Origin of the sequence: Lactobacillus sp. A27 (assembly GCF_016742815.1) — a bacterium.
GTDB lineage: Bacteria > Bacillota > Bacilli > Lactobacillales > Lactobacillaceae > Lactobacillus > Lactobacillus gallinarum.
The window spans coordinates 22,536-43,006 of record NZ_JAEHNT010000013.1 but is presented as its reverse complement, the minus strand read 5'-3'; the positions used below and the strand labels follow the sequence as shown (position 1 = coordinate 43,006).

The window sequence follows — 20,471 nt, the reverse complement described above, 5'->3', positions numbered from 1 at the left end:
AACGAAACAACTAATTTTATGGTATATTAGTTGACAGTTACTTAATTAAGGATGTGGAGATTTATTTATATGAAGAGTTATATGAAAAAAGTTGCTGCAGTTGTTGCTGTAGCTGGTGTTGCTTTATCTACTGCTGCCTGCTCAAATAGCGGCAACAATGCTACTGTTGCTTCATACAAGGGTGGTAAGATTACTCAACAACAATACTACGATGAAATGAAGAAGTCTCAAGCTGGTAAGTCAGCTTTGGCTAACATGATTATTAACCGTGCTTTGGAACAACAATACGGCAAATACGTTTCATCAAAGAAAGTTGACAAGCAATACAACAACTACAAGAAGCAATACGGTTCACAATTTAGTGCTGTTTTACAACAAAATGGTATGACCGCTTCAACATTTAAGCAAAACTTGAAGACTAACTTGCTTTCTGAAGCAGCTTTGAAGCACATTAAGAAGATTTCTAAAAAGCAAGAACAAGAAGCTTGGAAGAATTACCAACCTAAGGTAACTGTTCAACACATTTTAGTTGCTAAGAAGTCAACTGCTGAAGACATTATCAAGCAATTGAAGGATGGTAAGAGCTTCAAGAGTTTAGCTAAGAAGTACTCACTTGATACTGCTACTAAGAATAAAGCCGGTAAGCTTCCTGCATTTGATTCAACTGATAACACTTTAGACAGTGCATTCAAGACTGCCGCATTCAAGCTTAAGACTGGTGAAGTTACTGAAAGTCCAGTTAAGTCACAATCTGGTTACCACGTAATCAAGATGATTAGTCACCCAGCTAAGGGTAAGTTTGCTGATCACAAGAAGGCTATCGATGATGAAATTTACGCATCAATGGCTCAAGATCAAGCTGTTATGAAGGACGTTATTGCTACTGTATTGAAGAAGGCAGACGTTTCTATCAAGGATAACGACTTGAAGGATGTATTATCAGCTTACGTTTCAACTGGTGCTACTAAGTAATAAATTTTACTAAATTAAAAAATCCAATTCTCGCTTGAGAGTTGGATTTTTTCTTTACTCTTAATTATCTATCCTTTTAATAACAGCGTAAGTAACCGCTTTAATGCTACAATTAAAGTATAGAAAGAAGCTTTAATTATGAATGAAATCAAGTTAAAAGGTGGTCACTTATCACTTCCCGAATTAAACGCAATTTTTACTACCATTCCACAAGAATTTGATGTTCTTGATGAAAATGATATCGTCGTATGGTCATCAATGAATGAGCATCGCATCTTCCCTAGAACCGAGAAAGATATTGGTAAAACTGTCTTCGAAGTGCATCCCGGTCACTCACAAGGACGAGTTAAAGCAGTTTTAAAACAAATGCACGAAGGTGAGCGTAATTCAATTTCAATCAATATTCACAAAAACGGACAGCCATTAAATATTTCTTTTTATAGCCTTCACGATGATAATGGTAAATATTTAGGCTGCGTAGAAGTTACTCAACCCGTCCAAAGTTATCAGGTTAAAGGTAGTAAATGGCGTAATTTTATAAATATAATTCACAAAAAATAATTACTAAAAAAGCAGTACAAACGATAATTTGTACTGCTTTTCTCTATTCTAAATGTCGTGCCTTTTCCAGTGCTGGATCATGCTTAGGGTGATAATACCTCTTACCATCTTGGCTAAGCAATGGTTCTGTAAACTGCCCCTTAGGCGTATGCTGCAAAGCATTCGTTACAGCATACACAGCCGCATCTAAATCATCAATGCGGTGAAGTAATTCAGCTTCAAGCAAGGCTGGCAACTTAGGTGAACCATATTCAAATTTACCATGATGCGATAAGACCATATGTCTAAGCAAAAGCAAATCTTCTGATTCAAGATCAAAGTTTAATTCATTAGCTGCAAGCATAATTTGTTCATCTATTAATACTAAATGACCAACTAGATTTCCTTCAGCCGTGTACTGTGTTGCAGCAGGTCCTGTAAGCTCTAAAACTTTGCCCATATCATGTAAAATACATCCTGCGTAAAGCAAAGACCGATTAACTTGCTCATAATTATCAGACAAACCTTTAGCATCCTTTAACATCGATAATGTGTGAAATGCTAATCCGCCTCGAACCGCATGGTGATTACTTTTGCCCGCTGGATAATCATAGAATCTTTTACCCCATTTTTTAAGCAAATATTCTACGATTGTCTTCCAAGTCTTATTTTGAATCTGAGCCACAAAATTGTTAATCTCCTGCTCCATTTCATTAATTGGTTCAGGAGCAGATTTAATAAACTGATCAAGCTCATATCCTTCTTGTGGACCTACAACACGCAAACTATAAATTCGAATCTGTGGTCGCCCTTGATACTCTTCTCTTTTACCATTTAACTCAACGATCGTACCAGTACTAAAGATCGCTGCATCCTGATTATTAGCATCCCAATAATTGCCACGGATTTCACCTGAGCCATCGCCAAATTGCATAGCTAAATAAAGATTATTTTTCTTATTATGACGCAATTGTGAATTCTTAATTAAGACCACAATGTCCATTTCTTCGCCATCGTTATAATCTAACAATCGTTTAAGCATCTTGAGTTCCTTTCGTAAAAGTTAAAGGCGTAATTTCTAATTGATCAACCAATTTTTCTTGAGCAGTAAAAATCAATACTTGATTATTTTCACTAATCTTTTCAAGTAATTTCTTAATATAGCTGATTCGACGATCATCAAAATTAACAAATGAATCATCAATTAAAATTGGTAAATTAATCTTATCTTTGATTTGTTCAATAAATGCTAATTTCAATGCAAAGTAAAGCTGTTCGGCTGTCCCACGAGACAAGTATTTCACTTCACGCTTCTTACCATCTTTACGCATAACCGTTAGCTTTTTATCTAAAACGATATTTACGTAGCGACCACCAGTAAGCAAAGCAAAATATTCCTTAGCGGCATTCAGCATCTTAGGGAAACGCTCATTGGAAGCTAAATCGAGTGAACGGCTAATCCACTTAGAAGCTAGCAAATTAGCCAGATACTCTTGACTGCTGTTAACGAAATTAGTTTCGGTATTGGCTAGCTCCTGCTTTGCCTCAAAAACTGCAGTAGAATCAGCCAAATTGTCCAATTGAACCTGCAATTTAGCCACCTGCTGCTGTAATTCCTCAATTTCTTCAGTTACATCAGAAGATTGGGCAGCCAGACTTTGAAGTTGTGCTAAAACCTTGCCTGGTTCTTTGGCTTCTTGTTTTAATTCATCTAAATCATCATGCAAACTTTTTTCAAGAGCATCATATTGAGCTTTAATTTTAGCTTGATCTAAAGACTCTTGATAAGCTGCATCATAATCCGCCATATTTTCTACATTAGCTTGCGCAAACACAGCCTTTAATTTTAAACCAAGCTCTTTTAACTCTTGCTTATCCTGATTCAGTGAACTAGTTAAATTAGACTTCTTCTGCGTTAATTCTTGTTGTTTATTAATTTGTTCTTCGATCTCATCTAATCCATTCAAAACCTGATCAAAATCATCGTCGATCGGCTCTCTTAAGACATTCTGGACATTGGCAGCTAATTGAGCAACTTGCTGATTAATTTTATTTAATTCTTCCGCATTAGTCTTTTCGGCACTCTCTTTAAGCTTGTATTGATTTAAATTAGTCAACACACTATTCAGATCCAACATATCAGGATCCAAATTATATTTTGAATAAAAAGCTTGCCTTTGATTTTTAACTGCCTTTTGTTTTGCTAAAATATCTGCTGCTTGTTTACTTGCCTGTGTATTTTTGACATAGCCAAAGCCTGCAAGTCCAATACCAGCTATTAATACAATAATCCCTACCACTCCAGCAGTTCCTAATAAAATTAAACCTAGAACTACTAGTACAGCACCAACAATATACCAAAGTTTATCACTAGAGCTAATTTCATTAACTTCTTCATTTTGTTTTGCTGGCAACGCTAAGAAATCTTCTTTTAGCTGCTTAATATCTTCTGTATTTAAATCGCGTAGCTCATTAATTTCAGGTGATAAAGCAAGTAGTTGCTGCTCTTCTTGCTTCAACTGATCAGCTTTTTGTAAACAATTACGATATTCAACCTGCCATTGCAATAACTGCGGCTTTTGTTGAACAACTTTCTTAGATTCGTTTAGATCAATTAAGTCTTCTTCTGTTAACTCAGATAATTGCTTTTGTAAAGATTGCATCATCTTTTGTAAATTTCGCCCTTGAGCCATTAAATCTTGAGCTTTTTGGTAGTTTTCACTATCAAATTTGATATCTTTTATCTGCTTTTGTAAATCTAATAAAGTTGTATAGTTGCTTAATTCTTTTTGTAAATCATGCAAACTTGCCTGTTTAGTTTGAATATTTGCTAAAGCCTGCTGTGCCTTTTTCAACCGATCTTGATGATCTTTCAGATCCTGAGCAAGCTCTTCATAATCACTAAATTCCGCTTTAGTTTGAACTAACTTGTCACGATCCGTTTCTATTTGCCTTAATAGGCGGTTAACTTCTGGCTTTTTCCCAGTCTTTTTAAAAAGTTTGCCAGCTTCCTTGGCAAAATCATCACGTAATTTCAGTAATTGACCACTATTAGCCGCACCTAAATAATAAATACGCTCCAGCAAATCTTCCTGACTCAGACTAGTAACTTGGCCCAACATTTCCTGATTAAAAATAAAGCTATCAGCATAAAAAGAGCCATCAATATTTTGAATCTGGTCAAAAAACAAGCTTTCAGGGACAACTTGACCGTCTTTTTTAACGGTTAAAATTCCTTTTTTAGTCTTATCACCCTTGGCATAAAGACGTTCCAGCTCATATTCTGAATCACCGTTTTCAAAAATCAAGCTACCGCCCATTGGACTAACATGTGCTAGCGGCGTATAGTCTTCAAAAAATGGCGAAACATTGCTACGCAAATGAAAACCAAACATTATTTGCTTAATAAAAGCTACAGTTGTACTCTTGCCGGCTTCGTTAGCACCAAAAAAGACATTAATTTGGTCACCAGGTAAATCAAATTTTTTATTAGAGAATTGGCCAAAGTTGACTATCTTAATTTGTTTCAGTCTCATCAGTAATTCCTTTCAATTTACCCATTAACTTAACCTCAGTTAGTTGCTTCACAGCCTTAATAAAAGCGGGATCTTCCGTTAATTGAGCTGCTATAGGATCCTTTTTCTTCCAATCGCTAACAATCTTATCAAACTCATCATTTTCAAATATTTCTGCCTTAGCTTGCTCAAAGGCTTGCTGATCATTTTCATTAAGTTCCAAATTAGAACTTATTTTCAACCGTACATCTACTAATTGCGAATCAAACGGCAAATTCTGTGAAATGTTTTGCCAAAAATCCGTGTCTTGCACTAACTCTTGTTCTTCATCAGTCATAAATTGGGCGCCAGCAGTAGTTAAACTGAAATAAGTTTTTTGTTTTGCATTATTTAGACTTGCAATAATTTCATTTTGTAAATCAGCTTTACTAATTTGAGTATCTAATTCAACTTGTACTCCTTGCCATAAAATTGGGCCTGTCGTCTTAAATTCAATACTTGTTTTTTTAGTATTCTCATCAATCACGCCAAGGTAGCATCCCTTAGCACCCATTTCATTGATGTGACGTCCTTGAATATTGCCTGAATAAACAATCCATGGCTTTTCACTCAAATTACGCCGAGCATGAATATGTCCTAAAGCAAAATAATCATAATTCAATGCTTGAACCTCAGATACCGTAAACGGTGCATAAACATTTTTACGGCTATCAGCTTCTTTTTCTTGGGCGTGCATTAAACCAAAAGTATAATTATGTTCCTTTCCAGGAAAATCTGGAATTTTATCTTCTGTAATATGATTATTTAAATATGAAAAGCCCACAACATCGTAGTTAAAATTATCTTTAGTCTTAAATGTTGCTTTTTCTACTGCTTCATTTGCACCAATCAATTTAAAATATGGGCTCTGATTAACCAATAAATCTTCACGTCGCATATGATCATGATTACCAAAAATCATTACTACTTGGATCTGCGCATCTGTTAAACGTTTAATCTGCTGTGCAAAAAACAACTGCGAACGTGGAGATGGCTTAGCACTATCAAAGGTATCACCTGCAATTAAAACCAGGTCGACCTTTTCAGCCAACGCCAAATCTACAATCCGTGTTAATGATTGGTCTGCTGCTTGATATATCTGATTAAATTCCTTAGATGGCAAAAAAGATAGCCCGCGAAATGGACTATCTAAATGCGCATCTGCAAAATGAATAAATTTCATCGCAAATTCTAGTTTCTAAGACCTTCATAAAGATCATTAATTGGCTTAGTGTAAGCCTTTTGGATTTCACCTAACAAATCATACAAACCTTGTTCACTCTTAAGAAGAGCAACGATCTTATCGTTCTTTTGAACTTGAGCATTCAATTCTTGGTAAGCCTTTTGATCTTCATCAGATAAAGGTTGACCACTTTGTTGAGCTTGCATGATCTTAGCTTGAAGTTCATCCATCTTCTTAAACATTGCTGCACTTTCACTGTCTGCTTGAACAGCCTTAACAGCGTCACCTACAGCCTTGTATTGGTCAGTCTTAGTTAAATCTTGTGCTAATTGATTAGCTGAATCATAAATATTAATCATATGGGTCCTCCTAAATTTTATCGGCCAAATAAACCTTTGACATCATTATACCATTCATTAATTTTCTGTCCTGCAGATCCGATACCATCTTGAATTTTTTGTCCCCAACCGTTGGTCCAATCAAAATTGGATCCATTGTTTTTGACAAGCTGACCTGGTGATTTTTCGGTAAATTGCGTTTGAGCAGTATATGGTAGGATCCCTTCCATTTCTGCTTTGTACAATCGTGTAATTCCTGTTTCAGATACTCCTTGCATATAACGCTGCTTACTTGTTTGATCAAAACCAACCCAAGTAGCTAACACGATATCAGGAGTATAACCGACGATCCATTGATCCTTTGTTCCAAAACCATATGAGTTAGGAACTTCAGTTGAACCAGTCTTACCAGCAACACGGAATCCATTAGGTTGAGCAGTCTGAGCAGTACCATTAGTGAAAACGCCAAGCATCATCGTCGTCATTTCTTTAGCAGTATTCTCAGAAATAATTCTATGATTACCTGGATTATTATTTTCGACTAACACATTGCCACTTGCATCAGTAATTTTAGTAATAAAGTAAGAATTATTAGGTAAATTACCTTTATTAGCAAAAGCAGAATATGCACGAGCCATTTGTAAAGGCGAAACCCCTGTAGAAAGTCCACCTAATGCCAAAGCTAGGTTGCGATCTGACTTAGGTACCTTTATACCAAAATTCTGAACAGATTGTACACCCTTATTTACACCGATTTTATCAAGCAGCCATACTGCAGGAACGTTTTTACTTTCCGCTAAAGCTTGGTACATCGGAATCTTATCAGAATAGCCATTATCAACATTATGCGGCTCATAACCATTTTTACCAAACTTTTGCAACTTGTTAGAAAGCTCAGAATCATAATGATAACCATCTTGAAGAGCCGGTGCATAAACAGCGATTGGTTTAATTGATGACCCAGGCTGACGCTTCATTTGAATTGCACGGTTATAACCACGGAAAACGTGTTTACCACGACCACCGATTACAGCTCGTACAGCACCTGTTTTTGGATCCATTGCCACACTTGCACCCTGACATTCTGTGCCATCAGTACCATTTTGTGGGAAAAGCCAGCTTTCATTAAAGGTATCTTGCAATCTTCCCTGATAATTTTGATTAAGAGTAGTGTAAATCTTAAGTCCCTTATTCATTACTTGCTCTTCAGTCAAGCCGTATTTGCTAATAGCTTCATCTACTACAGCATCAAAGAAATATGGATAACGATAGCCATCTTTATTTCTAAAGGTATTCCGCAAAGTTAACCCTTGCTTAGAGTAAGCTTTAGCTTGAGCAGCAGTCAACTTACCATTATCAGCCATTAATCCTAAAATCAAATTACGCCGCGCCAAAGCATTGGCCATATGATCAACAGGATTATAAAAACTTGGATTACGTAAAATTCCTGCTAATGTAGCAGCTTCTCCTACTGTCACATCACTGGCATTTTTACCAAAATACCTGCGACTGGCATCCTGCACGCCCCAGACACCATTGCCAAAATATGCATTATTCAAATACATCGTTAGAATATCTTTTTTGGAATAAACATGGTTAATTTCAATCGCAAAGAATAATTCTTCTAATTTTCGTGAAAAAGTCTGCTGCTGGGTCAAAAGCGAGTTTTTAGCCAGTTGCTGGGTTAGAGTCGAACCACCACCAGTTACTTGTCCGTGGTGAATAACCAAATTTACTGCTGCACGCGCCATTCCCTTAATACTAAAACCAGGATTTTTCCAGAAAGTACGATCTTCTGTCGAAATTACTGCATTTTGAATATTGGGAGAAATTTTATCATATTCAACGAATGTACCTTTTTGTGAATATAAAGAACCAGCTTTTTTGCCTTTATAATCATAAATAGTTGTCGTTGTTGAAAGTGAAGCCTTCAAATTTGAGATATTCGAAGTCTTAACTTTAATTGTATAATATGTACAAGTTATCAATATAAGAGTGAGCAGGATTAAAATAATCCAGCGTCCGATAAAGAAGCGGCGATCAATTCGATGCCAAACATCTTTAAAACCACTTCTTTTTGGTTGGTCGTTATTCATTAATACAATGCTCCTTTTTAGAAACAAGAAAATTGTATCACATTGCTAGTACACTTGTTTAGACTGGCAACAGTCTTAGGAAATATTTATGGTTTATCATTTTACACTTTTTTATCCTAAAAATCTCGAACCCTTACCCGTCAATGACGTATTGCGTAAATTGCTTATTCCGAGAAAATGGCGTCACTACTTGCGCATTGAACAAAACATTACAATTAACGGCAAATACCGCTATTTTAATCAGGAAATTTCGCCAGGCGATAAAATTGACATCACATTAGATCAAGTTGAATCTACCCAGCAAAAATATCCAACTAGTGGAAAGTTACCCGATATCATTTACGAAGACGATAATTTATTGATTATTAATAAAAAGAAGGGGCAAAAAACTCACCCCAACTTAAATGAAACTGACACAGCTTTAAATGATTGCGCCACTTATTTAGGACAAAATCCCTACATTGTTCATCGATTAGATATGCTTACAGGTGGCTTACTGCTTGTTGCAAAAAATCCTGCAGTAGTGCCGATTTTAAATCGTGAATTAACCACCAAAACTTTTCATCGTGATTATTTAGCTAAAGTTGATCATGCAGAGAAATTAAACGATCAAGGTACAATTAATCAGCCAATTGATCATGATCCTGATGATCAGCGAAAAAGAATGATCTCACCTGCTGGACTTCATGCCGTAACACATTATCAAGTGTTAAAAAGAAATGATGATAATACAGCAGTAGTCAAACTAACTTTGGAAACTGGTCGTACTCATCAAATCCGTGTGCATTTAGCATCCCTTGGTACACCAATCGTTGGCGACCCGCTATATAACCCCAGCTTTGCTGGAGAAGATTTAGCGCTTGACGCTTATGAAATTTCGTTGATTAAACCTTTTTCTTTTGAGAAATTAACAATTAAATTACCAAAAGAAAAAATCAAATTGTAAAAAAAAACCGTAGCCTTATCAAAGACTACGGTTTTTAGTTATAAACTATTTATTCTTCACTCATAACAACATTATTTTTACTGCTCACTTGCACCAGTAGATGCATCTGCATGATCTGCTTCTTCACTAGCACCGCTAACAACATCAGCCTTCTTCATATCGCATCCTTCGGTATCCATGCCTGGCATCCAAACATCTTCTGGCTTCACTCCTCTTTCTTCGGCAAAGGCCTTAGTCAAAGTCTTCATATCCATTAACTTATAAGTCTTACGATGATCTGGATCAAAGATTTCGATTTGTGCCATCATACCGGCATCTTCATGTTCAATGATATGGCAGTGATACATAAAGACTCCCTCAAGTGGGAATTTAACCAATAAGCGCACAGTTTCTCCTGGTGCAACAGGAACTGTATCTTTGTAAACACCAACTTCATTTGGATATGGCTTTTTTCCATTACGAGATACTACTAAAAAGTGCGTGCCGTGAATATGGAATGGATGAATCATACCTTCTTTTTTTGAATTAGTAACGTCCCAATATTCAGCTTGACCGACTTTTTGTTTCATATCGATTCTTTGCATAGCAAAACGTTTACCATTCATCTTATCACAGCCATCCATGGTGACCTTACGAACGGGTAAACTTGGGTCAACTTCTGGAATTTCTGGTGTAAACACAGTGGCAGGAATTTCTGAATTATCATCCTCAAATTTATGAATCCGGAATTCGATCAATTTGAAGTCATCAGTGTAAAGACTTACTACGTCGCCCTCATGGTATTGACCAAAATCGACTACAACTTGTAATCTCTCACCTGGTGTTACTAACAACTTCGTCATCTTGATTGGATGTGGTAAGAAAGAATCATCTCCTGCAATTTGAGTCATAACTAAATCGTCATCAAAGTGCAAACGCCATTCACGTCGGTTAGAGCCACCTAAGAAAAGCAATCTGACCTTTTGCGTAGTAACATCAACGTAAGGACGAACGACTCCATTAATCATCGGAGTATCGCCAAAAATCCCCATTTGATTGTACTCAGCCCGATAATCCAATTGGTTATGTTCATGGAAAGTACGATCTTGTAAAATAACCGGAAATTCATCAATACCATATTTTTTTGGAATTGGCAGCTTAGCTTCGTTTTCATCAGTTACTACTACACCCATCGCAAGACCCATCTAAACTTGGGCAGCCGTTGATGGACATGGATGAGCATGCAGCCAAGTTAAAGCAGCTGGTTGATTAACTGTAAATTCGATCTGCTTTTCTTCACCGGGATAAACTGGGGCATGACAACCACCATCCGTAATAGACCCTGGAACTTCTATACCATGCCAATGATAAGTAGTTAATTCTGGCAAACTATTTTTTAAAGTTACATGAACACGTTTGCCTTTCTCAACTACCATCGTCTTTCCTAATAAAGGTGCATTATAGCCCCAAATCTTAGTCTTCTCACCAGGTAAAATTTGACTTTCACCTACAATTGATTCTAGTGTGAACCAAACATCAGTAGCAGTTTCCTTATCAGGCTTTAATACTGGTGGAACAGTTAACGGCTGAGCTTCTACTCCTTCAGGAATTTTCAAATTCTTATAGTCAAAGTGATTTTTGTCAAAGTCTTCCTTATCTTCAAAATAATCTCTATAAATTTTTTCAGACATTTCTTTCACTCTTTCGATACTCTTTATGTTTTTACTCACTTTTGTCTTAGCACCCTCTTTCTAAGCAAGCAAAGCATTTGGATTCTGTTATTTTTTAATTCAACCACCTCTCAGCTATATTAATTTTTATCACCTAAATTTATTACAAATACTTAATAATTCTTAAAATAGTTATTTAATCATTTAAACAGCTTTATTAATTTATGAAAAATAAAAAGATTGATTATTTGCATCACATAATGTGATTTATAATAATCAATCTTTTCATCTACCTGCTATTATTCATAATGCAACACACTAGCATCAAATGAATTTGTATCCTTCACTCCTGTATACATCATCATTTCAGCCAATTCTTCATTCATCTTTTTCAGCTTATCTTCTGTCGCCCTAGTACCACTCTTCAATAATTCTGATAAAATTCCGCGACCAATCAAAACTGCATCTGCACCCAAAGCTAAAGCCTTATATGCATCATATCCACTCATTAAAGACCCATCAGCATAAATCTCCATACCGCTACCAGCTAAAGCTTTCTTAATTTCGGGCAAGATTGATAAAGGCGGAATACCAAATGGTACGCGTCCATGGTGATGAGATACTACAATCGCCTTGCAGCCAGCTTGACGCGCCTTAAGTGCATCCGAAACTGACAGCACTCCTTTAGCAATAAATGGTAAATTGGTACTTTCAGCATAATGCTTTAAATCTTCCATCGTAATTGGACCTAATGGAATACCATCAACTACATCATATTTACCATTCTTACCTGCAATATGGTCTATGTCGATCCCAACAGCAACGGCACCTTTTTCTTCGGCGAATTTAATTTCATCTAAGATCTTATTGTGATCCGCAAATGGCTTAATGATTCGAATAGTATCGCCGCCTTGAGCTACAATCTCACCATATTCTTCATTTGTTTCCATACCGATCCAATTCAGTAAATCCATGTTGCGTGCAGCTATTGCCTTTTCCTGCATTGGTTTTCTAGTTTTATCACTTAATACTTTGTTCAAGTGAGATACAGCGGCTGGCATTAATGGGGATGAATATTTTCTACCTAAGATTGTAGTAGTTAAATCTGGTTCTACCGCATCGATCACGCGCATCTCCACTAAAATGTTATCTAAGAAGACACGATTATGAACATTAGCGTCATCAGCCTTGCCACTAGTTACTGGAATCATTCCTTTAGGACCAGGCCATTCACTTTTGATTTGCACTGTCTCTTCACTCTTATTTTTATCAGGCTCCATCAAAGATGAACCAGAATTAACATCAATAGTTTGGGATGCGCCCGTCACTACATCATTTTGATTGTCTTTATTCATAAAAATCCCCTTTCAAATCACAACGTAACAAGACTGATTTCAAAAATATTATTATTCATCGCCAGATCCTGCGCCATCTTAAAATAAGTCATATTTTTAGGAAACTTAAGGTTGCAAACGCAGATATACACATTTTGCGCATCAATTTGCTTATTAGCATCAACTTTAAAATTAAAATGTTTTACCTGTATTTTATTCTACTTAAAGTACGGCTGTAAAACTTGATCAAGTGTATGACGATCAGTATATTTTAATTCAACCTGCTTATATGTATTTACTTTAACAATTTTACGTAAAATGACTACCACCAGCAAAACAAACGCTCCACCGACAATTGCAATGCAGTAATATCCCATGCCAATTGCTAAACCGATACTTGCAGTAGCCCACAAAGATGTCGCTGTAGTAAGTCCCATTACAAAATGGTGAGTAATAACGATGGTGCCTGCGCCGATAAAGCCAATGCCGTCAATCACTTGAACGATTAGACGGGCTGGATCGACTCCGAGAACGGTTGACAACTCGTGGTAATTTTTAGCGTAATACAGAACCTGATTACAAATTGCTTCTTGTATCAATGCTAAGATACACGCTCCTAGACAAACCAAGATATGCGTTCTAAGGCCAGCTGGATGATTATGCTCTTCTCTATCCAAGCCAACAATTGCCGCAAAAATTGTAGCCATTGATAAACGTAAAATTATTTCTAAAAAATTAAGTTTGAAACTCATCATAATCTGGGGAACTTGGTTCCATACCCAATGGGCAAAAATTATTCTTTCTTACACCTTTATTCAAAAAAATAATTAAGAATAGTCAACGAAAGCTATTTTCGAGCAAAATTCTTGCATTTTTTCAAAATAACTATATCTATTTTCTCAGTTAAGAGTATAATCTTTGGTTGTACTATTTTTCACATATTTTTTCTACTGGAGGAGTAAAAAGTATCTACTATGGAACATACTTGGTTAATGAAATATTTCGCTGAATTTTTCGGTACGATTATTTTGGTAGTTTTAGGCAACGGTTCAGTTGCCAATTCAGTATTGCGTGACACTGGAGGTAACAGTCGCGATGGACAAGCCAATGGTGGGTGGCTGCTTATCGCATTTGGCTTCGGTTTTGGTGTCATGCTTCCTGCAATGTTGTTCGGTTCAATTTCAGGTAACCACTTGAATCCGGCCGTAACTCTTGCACAAGCATGTGCAGGTGCATTTCCTTGGGATCAAGTTCTGCCATATATCTTGGTGCAAATGCTTGGTGCAATCGTAGGTCAGCTTTTGTTAGTCGCTGTCTACTGGCCATACATTAAGAGAACTGCCAGCGATGACGCTGTTTTTGCCAGCTTTGCGACTGGTGACTCTGCCAACAGTAAGCTGAACGGTTTTATCACTGAATTTGTTGGTACAGCTATTCTTTTATTCGTAGCTGTTGGTTTATACCGTGGCATGTTCTTCAAGCAATCAGAAGATATTGCCAACATCGGTGTTGGTTTCTTAATCACCGCATTGGTTATGGCTGTTGGTGGTCCTACAGGTCCTGCATTAAACCCTGCAAGAGACTTAGGTCCACGTATCGTTTATGCACTTTGCCCATTACCACATAAGGGTTCCGCTCATTGGGACTACGGCTGGGTGCCAGTAGTTGCCCCAATCGCTGGTGGTATCTGTGGTGCATTGTTATACAAGATTGCATTTGGATTATAAAAAAGAGAAAAATGATCATGTCAAATTGGCATGATCATTTTTATTTTATCTTACTTCTTGACCATTTATCTCAAGTAGTAATGCGTATAAAGCGCCATATAAATTTGTATCATTCTTATACTTAGCTGCTACAATTTCAGGCGGAGTAACTTGATTACCAAGCATTTTATTGTTAGTTAGCAGCGACTTGAATTGATGACGAATTTCTTCAATCAAGATCGGTTGAGCACTAATTCCACCACCAATAACAATTTTCTCACCATTAATCACGGTTTGAATATTTAAGATCATAATTGCTACATTGCGGCAATATTCTTTAAAAATTTTGTTTGCCTTTACATTTCTTTTCTTAATTGCAGCAAAGGCAGCCTTGCCATCATTCAAATTACCATTTTCAATTTCCTTATTGATAGCTCTAATCATTCCAACAGCTGAACAAAGTTGTCCTGTATAGGCATCCATATTTTTTATACCGGCCCCAGAATTAATAACCATCCAACTTAATTCACCAGCTTGAAAATCACGACCATGCAAAACGCGATTATCAATTAAGATACCGCCACCAACTCCTGTACCTAATGTCATTACTGCACCAGTGTTAACATTATGAAGCTCACCTATCCACTGTTCACATAGCGCTGCAGCTTTACCATCATTTTCTGCACCCACAGGAACCTGATATTTTTCACCTAATGTTTCTTTTAAATTTAAACCATCTAAAAAAGGAATGGCACCACCAAAGTGAATTACTTTCTTTTTAGTATCAATCTTGCCTGGTGCACAAACGGCAATTCCTTCAAATTGATTTTGATATTTATCTCCCACCTCATACATCGAAGACATGAAAGTATCTAAATTTTCATGGTGCGTCGGCGTGCTGCCTTTTTCAACAATATGTCCTGTTTTATCCATGAGAGCATATTTTAAATTCGTTCCACCTACATCAAAAACTAAATATTGTGTCATTATTTATCACCTCATAAAAAATAAGTACCAATTACGGTACTTATTAACTTAGTAATTTTACTTAATTCTTTTGTACCTTAGCAGCATCTTCTTGTTCCTGCTTATATGCTGCATTATCTGCAATCTTAAAGAATGGATACCAGATCAAGACACTAATAATTGTCACAACTACAGTAATAATTCCAAAAGAGAAACTACCTTCCAAGAACCCTTGAATCACACCAGGTGTAGTCCATGGTAATTGAATTAATGGGTTATAAAATTTAGCAACATTTAATAATGGAATTAATCCCCATGAAACCAAGCCAATAACAATTGGTCCAATTAGCATTGGTATAAAGAAAGTTGGATTCAGCATAATTGGCATACCGAAAATTAATGGCTCATTAATATTAAACAAACCTGGCACAGCAGCTAATTTAAACAATTGCTTATATCTTTGAGACTTAGCTCTAGCCATTGAAATAACTAATCCAATAGTTGTTCCTTGACCACCAAAACCATTACCTAAACAAATGGTAATAATCGCCATCACTAAGTAAGGCATTGCTTTACCCGCTTTAAATGCATCCATATTCATAATCCCATTTGCAGTTAAAATAGGAGTAATTACACCATAAACCATATTTGGATGAATACCGAAAAACCATAAAACGTTAGCAATTGTGTAAATGGCAATTAGACTGATTGGGGATGCAGCAAAGTGTTGCAATGGTGTTTGAACAATAGTGGTTACAAGTTCAAAAATATTGCCAAAGCTAGTGTATACAAATAGACCACGAATGACTGCCATCAAAACTAAAATAACACCAGAAATAAATGAAGGTCTTAATGATTCTGCAACATTTGGTGGAACTGAAGATGGTAACTTAACTACTAAATTCTTCTTATTCAGCCAAACATATAATGCTCCAACGAGCCAACCTACTAAAATAGCTACCACCATGCCTGAAGCTCCCAAATAATTAGTGGAGAAAGCTGTGGTAGGAGCTAATTTAGCAGAAGTACCAGCTAACTTAGCTAAATAATCTTGTGGTGCTAAAATCAAAAATGATGAAATACTTAATAATCCCGCTGGAAGTGGATCGTAATCACATTTTTTAGCATACACATATGCAAAAAGGAATACTACAAACATAGATAAAACATTCATAGTAGCGTTTTGCGCAGCGCTAAAGTTAGCAGCCCAGCCTACTTTATTTAAGAAATTTGTCCATGCTGGAATAGGAAAATTACCGATCAACAGTACAAATGCACCACCTAATGTAATAGGCGTAATTCTCATAAATGCTTCAGCCAGAGATGAGAAGAACAGATTATTATTCATCCATTTGGCAACCGGAGCAATATATTTATTTAAAAACTTTTGGAGATTATCCATGATATATTCCCTCTCCTCTAATGTAAGCTCTTTCATTTGACAACTTTATTTTATAAGCAAATTCAATTCTGGTTCAATACTTTTAGCTAATACTGGTAATTATTCATCCTTATGCCGCTTGTTTCAGTTATGGTACAAGATGTTCCCTATGGTACAATTAACATGATTATTAGAAATTGAGGAAACAATATGGCTTATTTTGGTTTTAAAAATTTATCATCCCTATCTAATGTTGATATGACTATTTATCGCTATGTCACTCAACATCAAGAACAGGTAGTTTATATGCGTGTAAGAGATATAGCAAAAAATGCTCATGTTTCTAATTCTTCAGTAATGCGCTTTATTCACAAAATAGGTTTTTCAAGTTTTCCTGCCTTCAAAGCGTACATAAAAAGTACTCCAAATATTCAGGAATCACCTACTAATTCTTTTCATTTCATTAATAAGAGTAGCTTTCCAGATGATATTGAAGAACAAGTAACTGTTGTAGCAAATTTTCTTTTTCAGTGTGATAACATTATTACCTTTGGCATAGGAAACTCCGGTTTTATTGCAGCATACGCTGCTCGCAAAATGGCTAATATAGGATTTAACACGATGGCAATCACAGATTCTACCTATCCAATACCCAATAAACTAGCTAATACGAGCAATAATGCTATTATCTGTTTTTCAGTGTCTGGCGAAACACCTGAATTAATAGAAGGCTTAAATCCTTTTGTAAATAATCAAGATACTGCAATCATTTCTATTACAGGAAATAAAATGAGTACTATTTCGAGAATGAGTAAATTCTCACTATCATATCAAGAACCAGAGACGAGAATTAATAAATTTTATGACCTTTCCTCTCAAATTCCAGCTGTTTACATTGCAGAAGCAATAACCAGTTTAATGGAAAAGCAATCTAAGTTATAAAGAACACCTTGTTCCATAAATAAACTATTGTTTCAAAAGTATCGAACTATACCAAAACTCCTGAACTTCATTGTATGTTAGAAAGCGATTTCATATAATGCAAGTAAGTAATGAATCAAAGGAGTTTTTTTATGACTAGAACTTTAGATAAGAATTTTTTATGGGGTGGCGCCGTTGCTGCTCATCAACTTGAAGGTGCATATCAAGAAGACGGAAAAGGAATCTCCATCGCTGACATTATGACTCTTGGCGATCGTGATCATCCTCGTGAAATCACTAAAACCATCGAAAAAGATAAATATTATCCTAACCATGTAGGAATCGATTTTTATCACCACTACAAGGAAGATATTAAACTGATGGCAGAGATGGGATTCAAAGCATTTAGAACTTCAATTGCGTGGACACGCATCTTCCCCAATGGCGATGAAGATGCGCCTAATGAAGCAGGACTTAAATTCTATGATGATTTATTTGATGAATTGTTAAAATATGGTATCCAACCCGTTGTCACCCTTTCCCACTTCGAGATGCCTTATCATTTAGTAACTGAATATGGTGGCTGGTCCAACCGCAAATTAATTGATTTCTTTGCTCGCTTTGCTCATGTATGTTTTGAAAGATATCACAACAAAGTTAAGTATTGGATGACCTTTAATGAAATTAACAATCAAGCCAATTATGAAGATATTGGCAATGTGTTAAAAAATTCTGGTCTACTTTTCAAAAAAGGTGACGATAAAGAAAAAATGATGTATCAAGCAGCACACTATGAATTAGTAGCTAGTGCTGAAGCCGTTCAAATCGGACACGCTATTGATCCATCATTACAAATTGGCTGTATGTTGGCCTTTTGCCCTATTTACCCTGCTTCATCTAAACCCGAAGATATTCTTTTTGCCCAGCGTGCAATGGATTCACGTCTTTACTTTGGCGATGTGCATGTTAACGGTGAATATCCAAATTGGTTAAAAGCCTACTTCGATCGTAAGAATTATCACTTAGATATTACTAAAAAAGATTTGCAGATATTGAAAAATGGTACAGTAGATTATATTGCATTCTCCTACTACATGTCCTTCACTGCCAAATACACTGATCACATGGATTATCGTGAATATCAAGATTTAGTTTCCAACCCATATATCAAGACTAATGATTGGGGCTGGGCTATCGACCCTGTTGGTTTGCGCTATGCAATGAACTGGATGACGACTCGCTGGCACAAGCCATTATTTATCGTAGAAAACGGACTTGGTGCTTACGATAAAATGACTGCTGATCATCAAATTCACGATGATTATCGCATTCAGTACTTCCGTGACCACATTAAGCAAATGGAAAAAGCAGTAATCGATGATGGTGTTGACTTAATCGGCTATTTGCCATGGGGATGCATCGATTTAGTTAGTGCAAGTACCGGTGAAATGAAGAAACGCTATGGCTTTATCTACGTTGATGAAGATGATTATGGTAAAGGCAGCTTCAAGCGCTACCCTAAGGATTCTTTTTACTGGTATAAAAAAGTAATTGCCTCAAATGGTGCGGATTTAGATTAATGACAAATAAAAGATCGATGATCTTCGTTAAAAAACGTTGATCATCGATCTTTTTTGATATTATTTTAAAATTCAAACAAGCGGTGGTTAATGATAATTCTAAATTCACGATCTTCTTCATCAGCTAAACAACTAGCGACTAATGGTTCATAGCCTCTCTTTTCCTCATCAAACTGATTTCTTTCGGCATCTAGATCTTTAAAGACCTCATCGGGTAACTTATCAACTGGAATTTTGGCTGCTTTTGCTAATTCATCAAAGCTAACTACTACTCCATCTTGTAAAACATCATCATCTTTGCTTTCATTGTATTTCTTTACCAAGAGCTTCATGATGGCCAAAGTTTCTGGTCTTAAGTAATTCAAGGAATCAAAATCAATTACATAATCGTCCATTGCATTTCCCATCCTTTCGTGAAAAATCATTTTTCTCACTTTCAGTATGATGTCCTTTTTGAAAATACCCAAACAATATGACTTAAGATTTTTATATCATTCCACGCTGCAACCCCATAAAGATAGTAATAATCAGCAAATCAGCACTACCGCCAAGGCTATAATTCTTTTCTTTAAAAATACGATTTAACTCTAACATGAATTGCTTGCCAGCTTGAGTGCCATAACCACCCAATACCAAATATTTTTGCGCCTGCTTGTGCGACCAATCAATTACTTCAACATTACCAGCCCTTTTAATCAAATTAGAATCTTCAATCTCACTAACAATCTCCATCAAGGTATCAAGCAAGCGCGTATTCAAGTCGCCACTTGTCTGTGCTAGAAATGGCAATGCGACACTTCTCACCAAAGGGTAGCCTGCCTCTGCTTCTGCTCTAACGCCGCCTTTGCCATATTGCAAAAATTGTCTTTCGCCAGCAGTCTCGCTCTTCTCTCCCAAATCATGCTTAACTAAGCCCTTAGTCATCATCTGAATTACTTCAAACTCATTACCGCCATGTTTTTGACAATATGCACATGCACAGACGAATAAACCTAATGAAAAAACCGCCCCTTTATGCGTATTCACATTATTCGTAGCGGCAAGCATTGCCTTCTCTGCCTTAATCCCAGCTTGTCGCAGCAGTTCAAACATCTGTCTTAAATCTTGTCCAGTAAAGTTAAAACCAATCTCAGCGGCTTGAACAAAATATTTTTCCAAACTTAAGCTACTATCAATGAACATATAGACGTTCATATCGGGATGAGAACCCACATCAGCTGGATCAACCAAGCCAGGCTTAGGATTAGTAACTACTTCATAAAGTAATGCTTTTAATGCATTTTGAGCGATCTCTTCTATTGCCAT

The 20,471-nt window shown here is 36.3% G+C and carries 17 protein-coding genes and 1 pseudogene; 6 read left to right on the top strand and 12 right to left on the bottom strand.

Annotated features, from left to right (window positions below; translation table 11 throughout):
- The first annotated feature begins 69 nt into the window (after window positions 1–69).
- Window positions 70–972 (top strand): peptidylprolyl isomerase PrsA, encoded by a 903-nt coding sequence (locus JEM49_RS02440; RefSeq protein WP_025005549.1) that lies wholly within the window; start codon window positions 70–72, stop codon window positions 970–972.
- Between the two features lie 138 nt (window positions 973–1,110).
- Window positions 1,111–1,533, top strand: coding sequence for a PAS domain-containing protein (locus JEM49_RS02435; RefSeq protein ID WP_056945503.1), 423 nt, complete (start codon window positions 1,111–1,113; stop codon window positions 1,531–1,533).
- Window positions 1,534–1,576: 43 nt separating this feature from the next.
- On the opposite strand, the gene JEM49_RS02430 is transcribed toward JEM49_RS02435, so the two are convergent.
- The 5 genes from JEM49_RS02430 to JEM49_RS02410 are packed head-to-tail and all read right to left on the bottom strand — an operon-like array spanning window position 1,577 to window position 8,683.
- Complete coding sequence (locus JEM49_RS02430) at window positions 1,577–2,554, bottom strand: 3'-5' exoribonuclease YhaM family protein (RefSeq protein WP_201873467.1); 978 nt, start codon at window positions 2,552–2,554, stop codon at window positions 1,577–1,579.
- The gene (locus JEM49_RS02425; protein ID WP_201873465.1) at window positions 2,547–5,048 is read right to left on the bottom strand and encodes an ATP-binding protein; all 2,502 of its coding nucleotides are present in this window, start codon (window positions 5,046–5,048) and stop codon (window positions 2,547–2,549) included. Before JEM49_RS02425 ends, JEM49_RS02430 begins: the two co-directional genes overlap by 8 nt.
- Window positions 5,029–6,249 carry a metallophosphoesterase family protein gene (locus JEM49_RS02420; protein WP_087235644.1) on the bottom strand — a complete coding sequence of 407 codons (1,221 nt, stop codon included), beginning with the start codon at window positions 6,247–6,249 and terminating at the stop codon, window positions 5,029–5,031. Before JEM49_RS02420 ends, JEM49_RS02425 begins: the two co-directional genes overlap by 20 nt.
- Before the next feature lie 8 nt (window positions 6,250–6,257).
- On the bottom strand, window positions 6,258–6,608 hold the full coding sequence (locus JEM49_RS02415; RefSeq protein WP_025005546.1) for a YlbF family regulator: 351 nt from the start codon (window positions 6,606–6,608) through the stop codon (window positions 6,258–6,260).
- Window positions 6,609–6,625: 17 nt separating this feature from the next.
- Window positions 6,626–8,683, bottom strand: coding sequence for a PBP1A family penicillin-binding protein (locus JEM49_RS02410; RefSeq protein ID WP_201873463.1), 2,058 nt, complete (start codon window positions 8,681–8,683; stop codon window positions 6,626–6,628).
- 88 nt (window positions 8,684–8,771) lie between these two features.
- Between JEM49_RS02410 and JEM49_RS02405 the strand changes: the two genes are divergently transcribed.
- Entirely contained in the window at window positions 8,772–9,629 is an 858-nt protein-coding gene (locus JEM49_RS02405) for an RluA family pseudouridine synthase (RefSeq protein ID WP_098036482.1), read from the top strand.
- A gap of 77 nt (window positions 9,630–9,706) precedes the next feature.
- On the opposite strand, the pseudogene JEM49_RS02400 reads toward JEM49_RS02405, so the two are convergent.
- The 3 genes and pseudogenes from JEM49_RS02400 to JEM49_RS02390 form a co-directional block, all read right to left on the bottom strand.
- Window positions 9,707–11,299 (bottom strand): annotated as a pseudogene (locus JEM49_RS02400) (multicopper oxidase family protein).
- A 278-nt stretch (window positions 11,300–11,577) separates the two neighbouring features.
- On the bottom strand, window positions 11,578–12,633 hold the full coding sequence (locus JEM49_RS02395) for an alpha-hydroxy-acid oxidizing protein (RefSeq protein WP_098043838.1): 1,056 nt from the start codon (window positions 12,631–12,633) through the stop codon (window positions 11,578–11,580).
- Window positions 12,634–12,830: 197 nt separating this feature from the next.
- Complete coding sequence (locus JEM49_RS02390; protein ID WP_241146831.1) at window positions 12,831–13,367, bottom strand: MgtC/SapB family protein; 537 nt, start codon at window positions 13,365–13,367, stop codon at window positions 12,831–12,833.
- 219 nt (window positions 13,368–13,586) lie between these two features.
- On the opposite strand from JEM49_RS02390, the gene JEM49_RS02385 reads away from it, so the two are divergent.
- Window positions 13,587–14,339 carry an MIP/aquaporin family protein gene (locus JEM49_RS02385; RefSeq protein ID WP_025005542.1) on the top strand — a complete coding sequence of 251 codons (753 nt, stop codon included), beginning with the start codon at window positions 13,587–13,589 and terminating at the stop codon, window positions 14,337–14,339.
- 45 nt (window positions 14,340–14,384) lie between these two features.
- Here JEM49_RS02385 and JEM49_RS02380 read toward each other — a convergent pair whose 3' ends face one another.
- Together JEM49_RS02380 and JEM49_RS02375 are read right to left on the bottom strand one after the other, a co-directional pair.
- Complete coding sequence (locus JEM49_RS02380) at window positions 14,385–15,305, bottom strand: ROK family protein (RefSeq protein WP_201873461.1); 921 nt, start codon at window positions 15,303–15,305, stop codon at window positions 14,385–14,387.
- Between the two features lie 61 nt (window positions 15,306–15,366).
- Complete coding sequence (locus tag JEM49_RS02375; RefSeq protein WP_201873459.1) at window positions 15,367–16,686, bottom strand: PTS sugar transporter subunit IIC; 1,320 nt, start codon at window positions 16,684–16,686, stop codon at window positions 15,367–15,369.
- A 189-nt stretch (window positions 16,687–16,875) separates the two neighbouring features.
- On the opposite strand from JEM49_RS02375, the gene JEM49_RS02370 reads away from it, so the two are divergent.
- Entirely contained in the window at window positions 16,876–17,607 is a 732-nt protein-coding gene (locus JEM49_RS02370; protein ID WP_201873457.1) for a MurR/RpiR family transcriptional regulator, read from the top strand.
- Between the two features lie 131 nt (window positions 17,608–17,738).
- Window positions 17,739–19,166, top strand: a complete 1,428-nt coding sequence (locus JEM49_RS02365; protein ID WP_201873455.1) for a 6-phospho-beta-glucosidase — start codon at window positions 17,739–17,741, stop codon at window positions 19,164–19,166.
- A 65-nt stretch (window positions 19,167–19,231) separates the two neighbouring features.
- Here the strand turns inward: JEM49_RS02365 and JEM49_RS02360 are convergent, their stop codons facing one another.
- Together JEM49_RS02360 and JEM49_RS02355 are read right to left on the bottom strand one after the other, a co-directional pair.
- Entirely contained in the window at window positions 19,232–19,561 is a 330-nt protein-coding gene (locus tag JEM49_RS02360) for a hypothetical protein (protein ID WP_013086716.1), read from the bottom strand.
- A 91-nt stretch (window positions 19,562–19,652) separates the two neighbouring features.
- Entirely contained in the window at window positions 19,653–20,471 is an 819-nt protein-coding gene (locus JEM49_RS02355) for a triphosphoribosyl-dephospho-CoA synthase (RefSeq protein ID WP_025005539.1), read from the bottom strand.

What these genes read in the sequence shown, in the direction of transcription:
- JEM49_RS02355 (WP_025005539.1), bottom strand. Translation starts at nt 20,471, where the DNA reads ATGGCAATAGAAGAGATCGCTCAAAATGCATTAAAAGCATTACTTTAT.
- JEM49_RS02390 (WP_241146831.1), bottom strand. Translation starts at nt 13,367, where the DNA reads ATGATGAGTTTCAAACTTAATTTTTTAGAAATAATTTTACGTTTATCA.
- JEM49_RS02360 (WP_013086716.1), bottom strand. Translation starts at nt 19,561, where the DNA reads ATGGACGATTATGTAATTGATTTTGATTCCTTGAATTACTTAAGACCA.
- JEM49_RS02415 (WP_025005546.1), bottom strand. Translation starts at nt 6,608, where the DNA reads ATGATTAATATTTATGATTCAGCTAATCAATTAGCACAAGATTTAACT.
- JEM49_RS02425 (WP_201873465.1), bottom strand. Translation starts at nt 5,048, where the DNA reads ATGAGACTGAAACAAATTAAGATAGTCAACTTTGGCCAATTCTCTAAT.
- JEM49_RS02365 (WP_201873455.1), top strand. Translation starts at nt 17,739, where the DNA reads ATGACTAGAACTTTAGATAAGAATTTTTTATGGGGTGGCGCCGTTGCT.
- JEM49_RS02430 (WP_201873467.1), bottom strand. Translation starts at nt 2,554, where the DNA reads ATGCTTAAACGATTGTTAGATTATAACGATGGCGAAGAAATGGACATT.
- JEM49_RS02435 (WP_056945503.1), top strand. Translation starts at nt 1,111, where the DNA reads ATGAATGAAATCAAGTTAAAAGGTGGTCACTTATCACTTCCCGAATTA.
- JEM49_RS02375 (WP_201873459.1), bottom strand. Translation starts at nt 16,686, where the DNA reads ATGGATAATCTCCAAAAGTTTTTAAATAAATATATTGCTCCGGTTGCC.
- JEM49_RS02410 (WP_201873463.1), bottom strand. Translation starts at nt 8,683, where the DNA reads ATGAATAACGACCAACCAAAAAGAAGTGGTTTTAAAGATGTTTGGCAT.
- JEM49_RS02420 (WP_087235644.1), bottom strand. Translation starts at nt 6,249, where the DNA reads ATGAAATTTATTCATTTTGCAGATGCGCATTTAGATAGTCCATTTCGC.
- JEM49_RS02380 (WP_201873461.1), bottom strand. Translation starts at nt 15,305, where the DNA reads ATGACACAATATTTAGTTTTTGATGTAGGTGGAACGAATTTAAAATAT.
- JEM49_RS02370 (WP_201873457.1), top strand. Translation starts at nt 16,876, where the DNA reads ATGGCTTATTTTGGTTTTAAAAATTTATCATCCCTATCTAATGTTGAT.
- JEM49_RS02385 (WP_025005542.1), top strand. Translation starts at nt 13,587, where the DNA reads ATGGAACATACTTGGTTAATGAAATATTTCGCTGAATTTTTCGGTACG.
- JEM49_RS02405 (WP_098036482.1), top strand. Translation starts at nt 8,772, where the DNA reads ATGGTTTATCATTTTACACTTTTTTATCCTAAAAATCTCGAACCCTTA.
- JEM49_RS02440 (WP_025005549.1), top strand. Translation starts at nt 70, where the DNA reads ATGAAGAGTTATATGAAAAAAGTTGCTGCAGTTGTTGCTGTAGCTGGT.
- JEM49_RS02395 (WP_098043838.1), bottom strand. Translation starts at nt 12,633, where the DNA reads ATGAATAAAGACAATCAAAATGATGTAGTGACGGGCGCATCCCAAACT.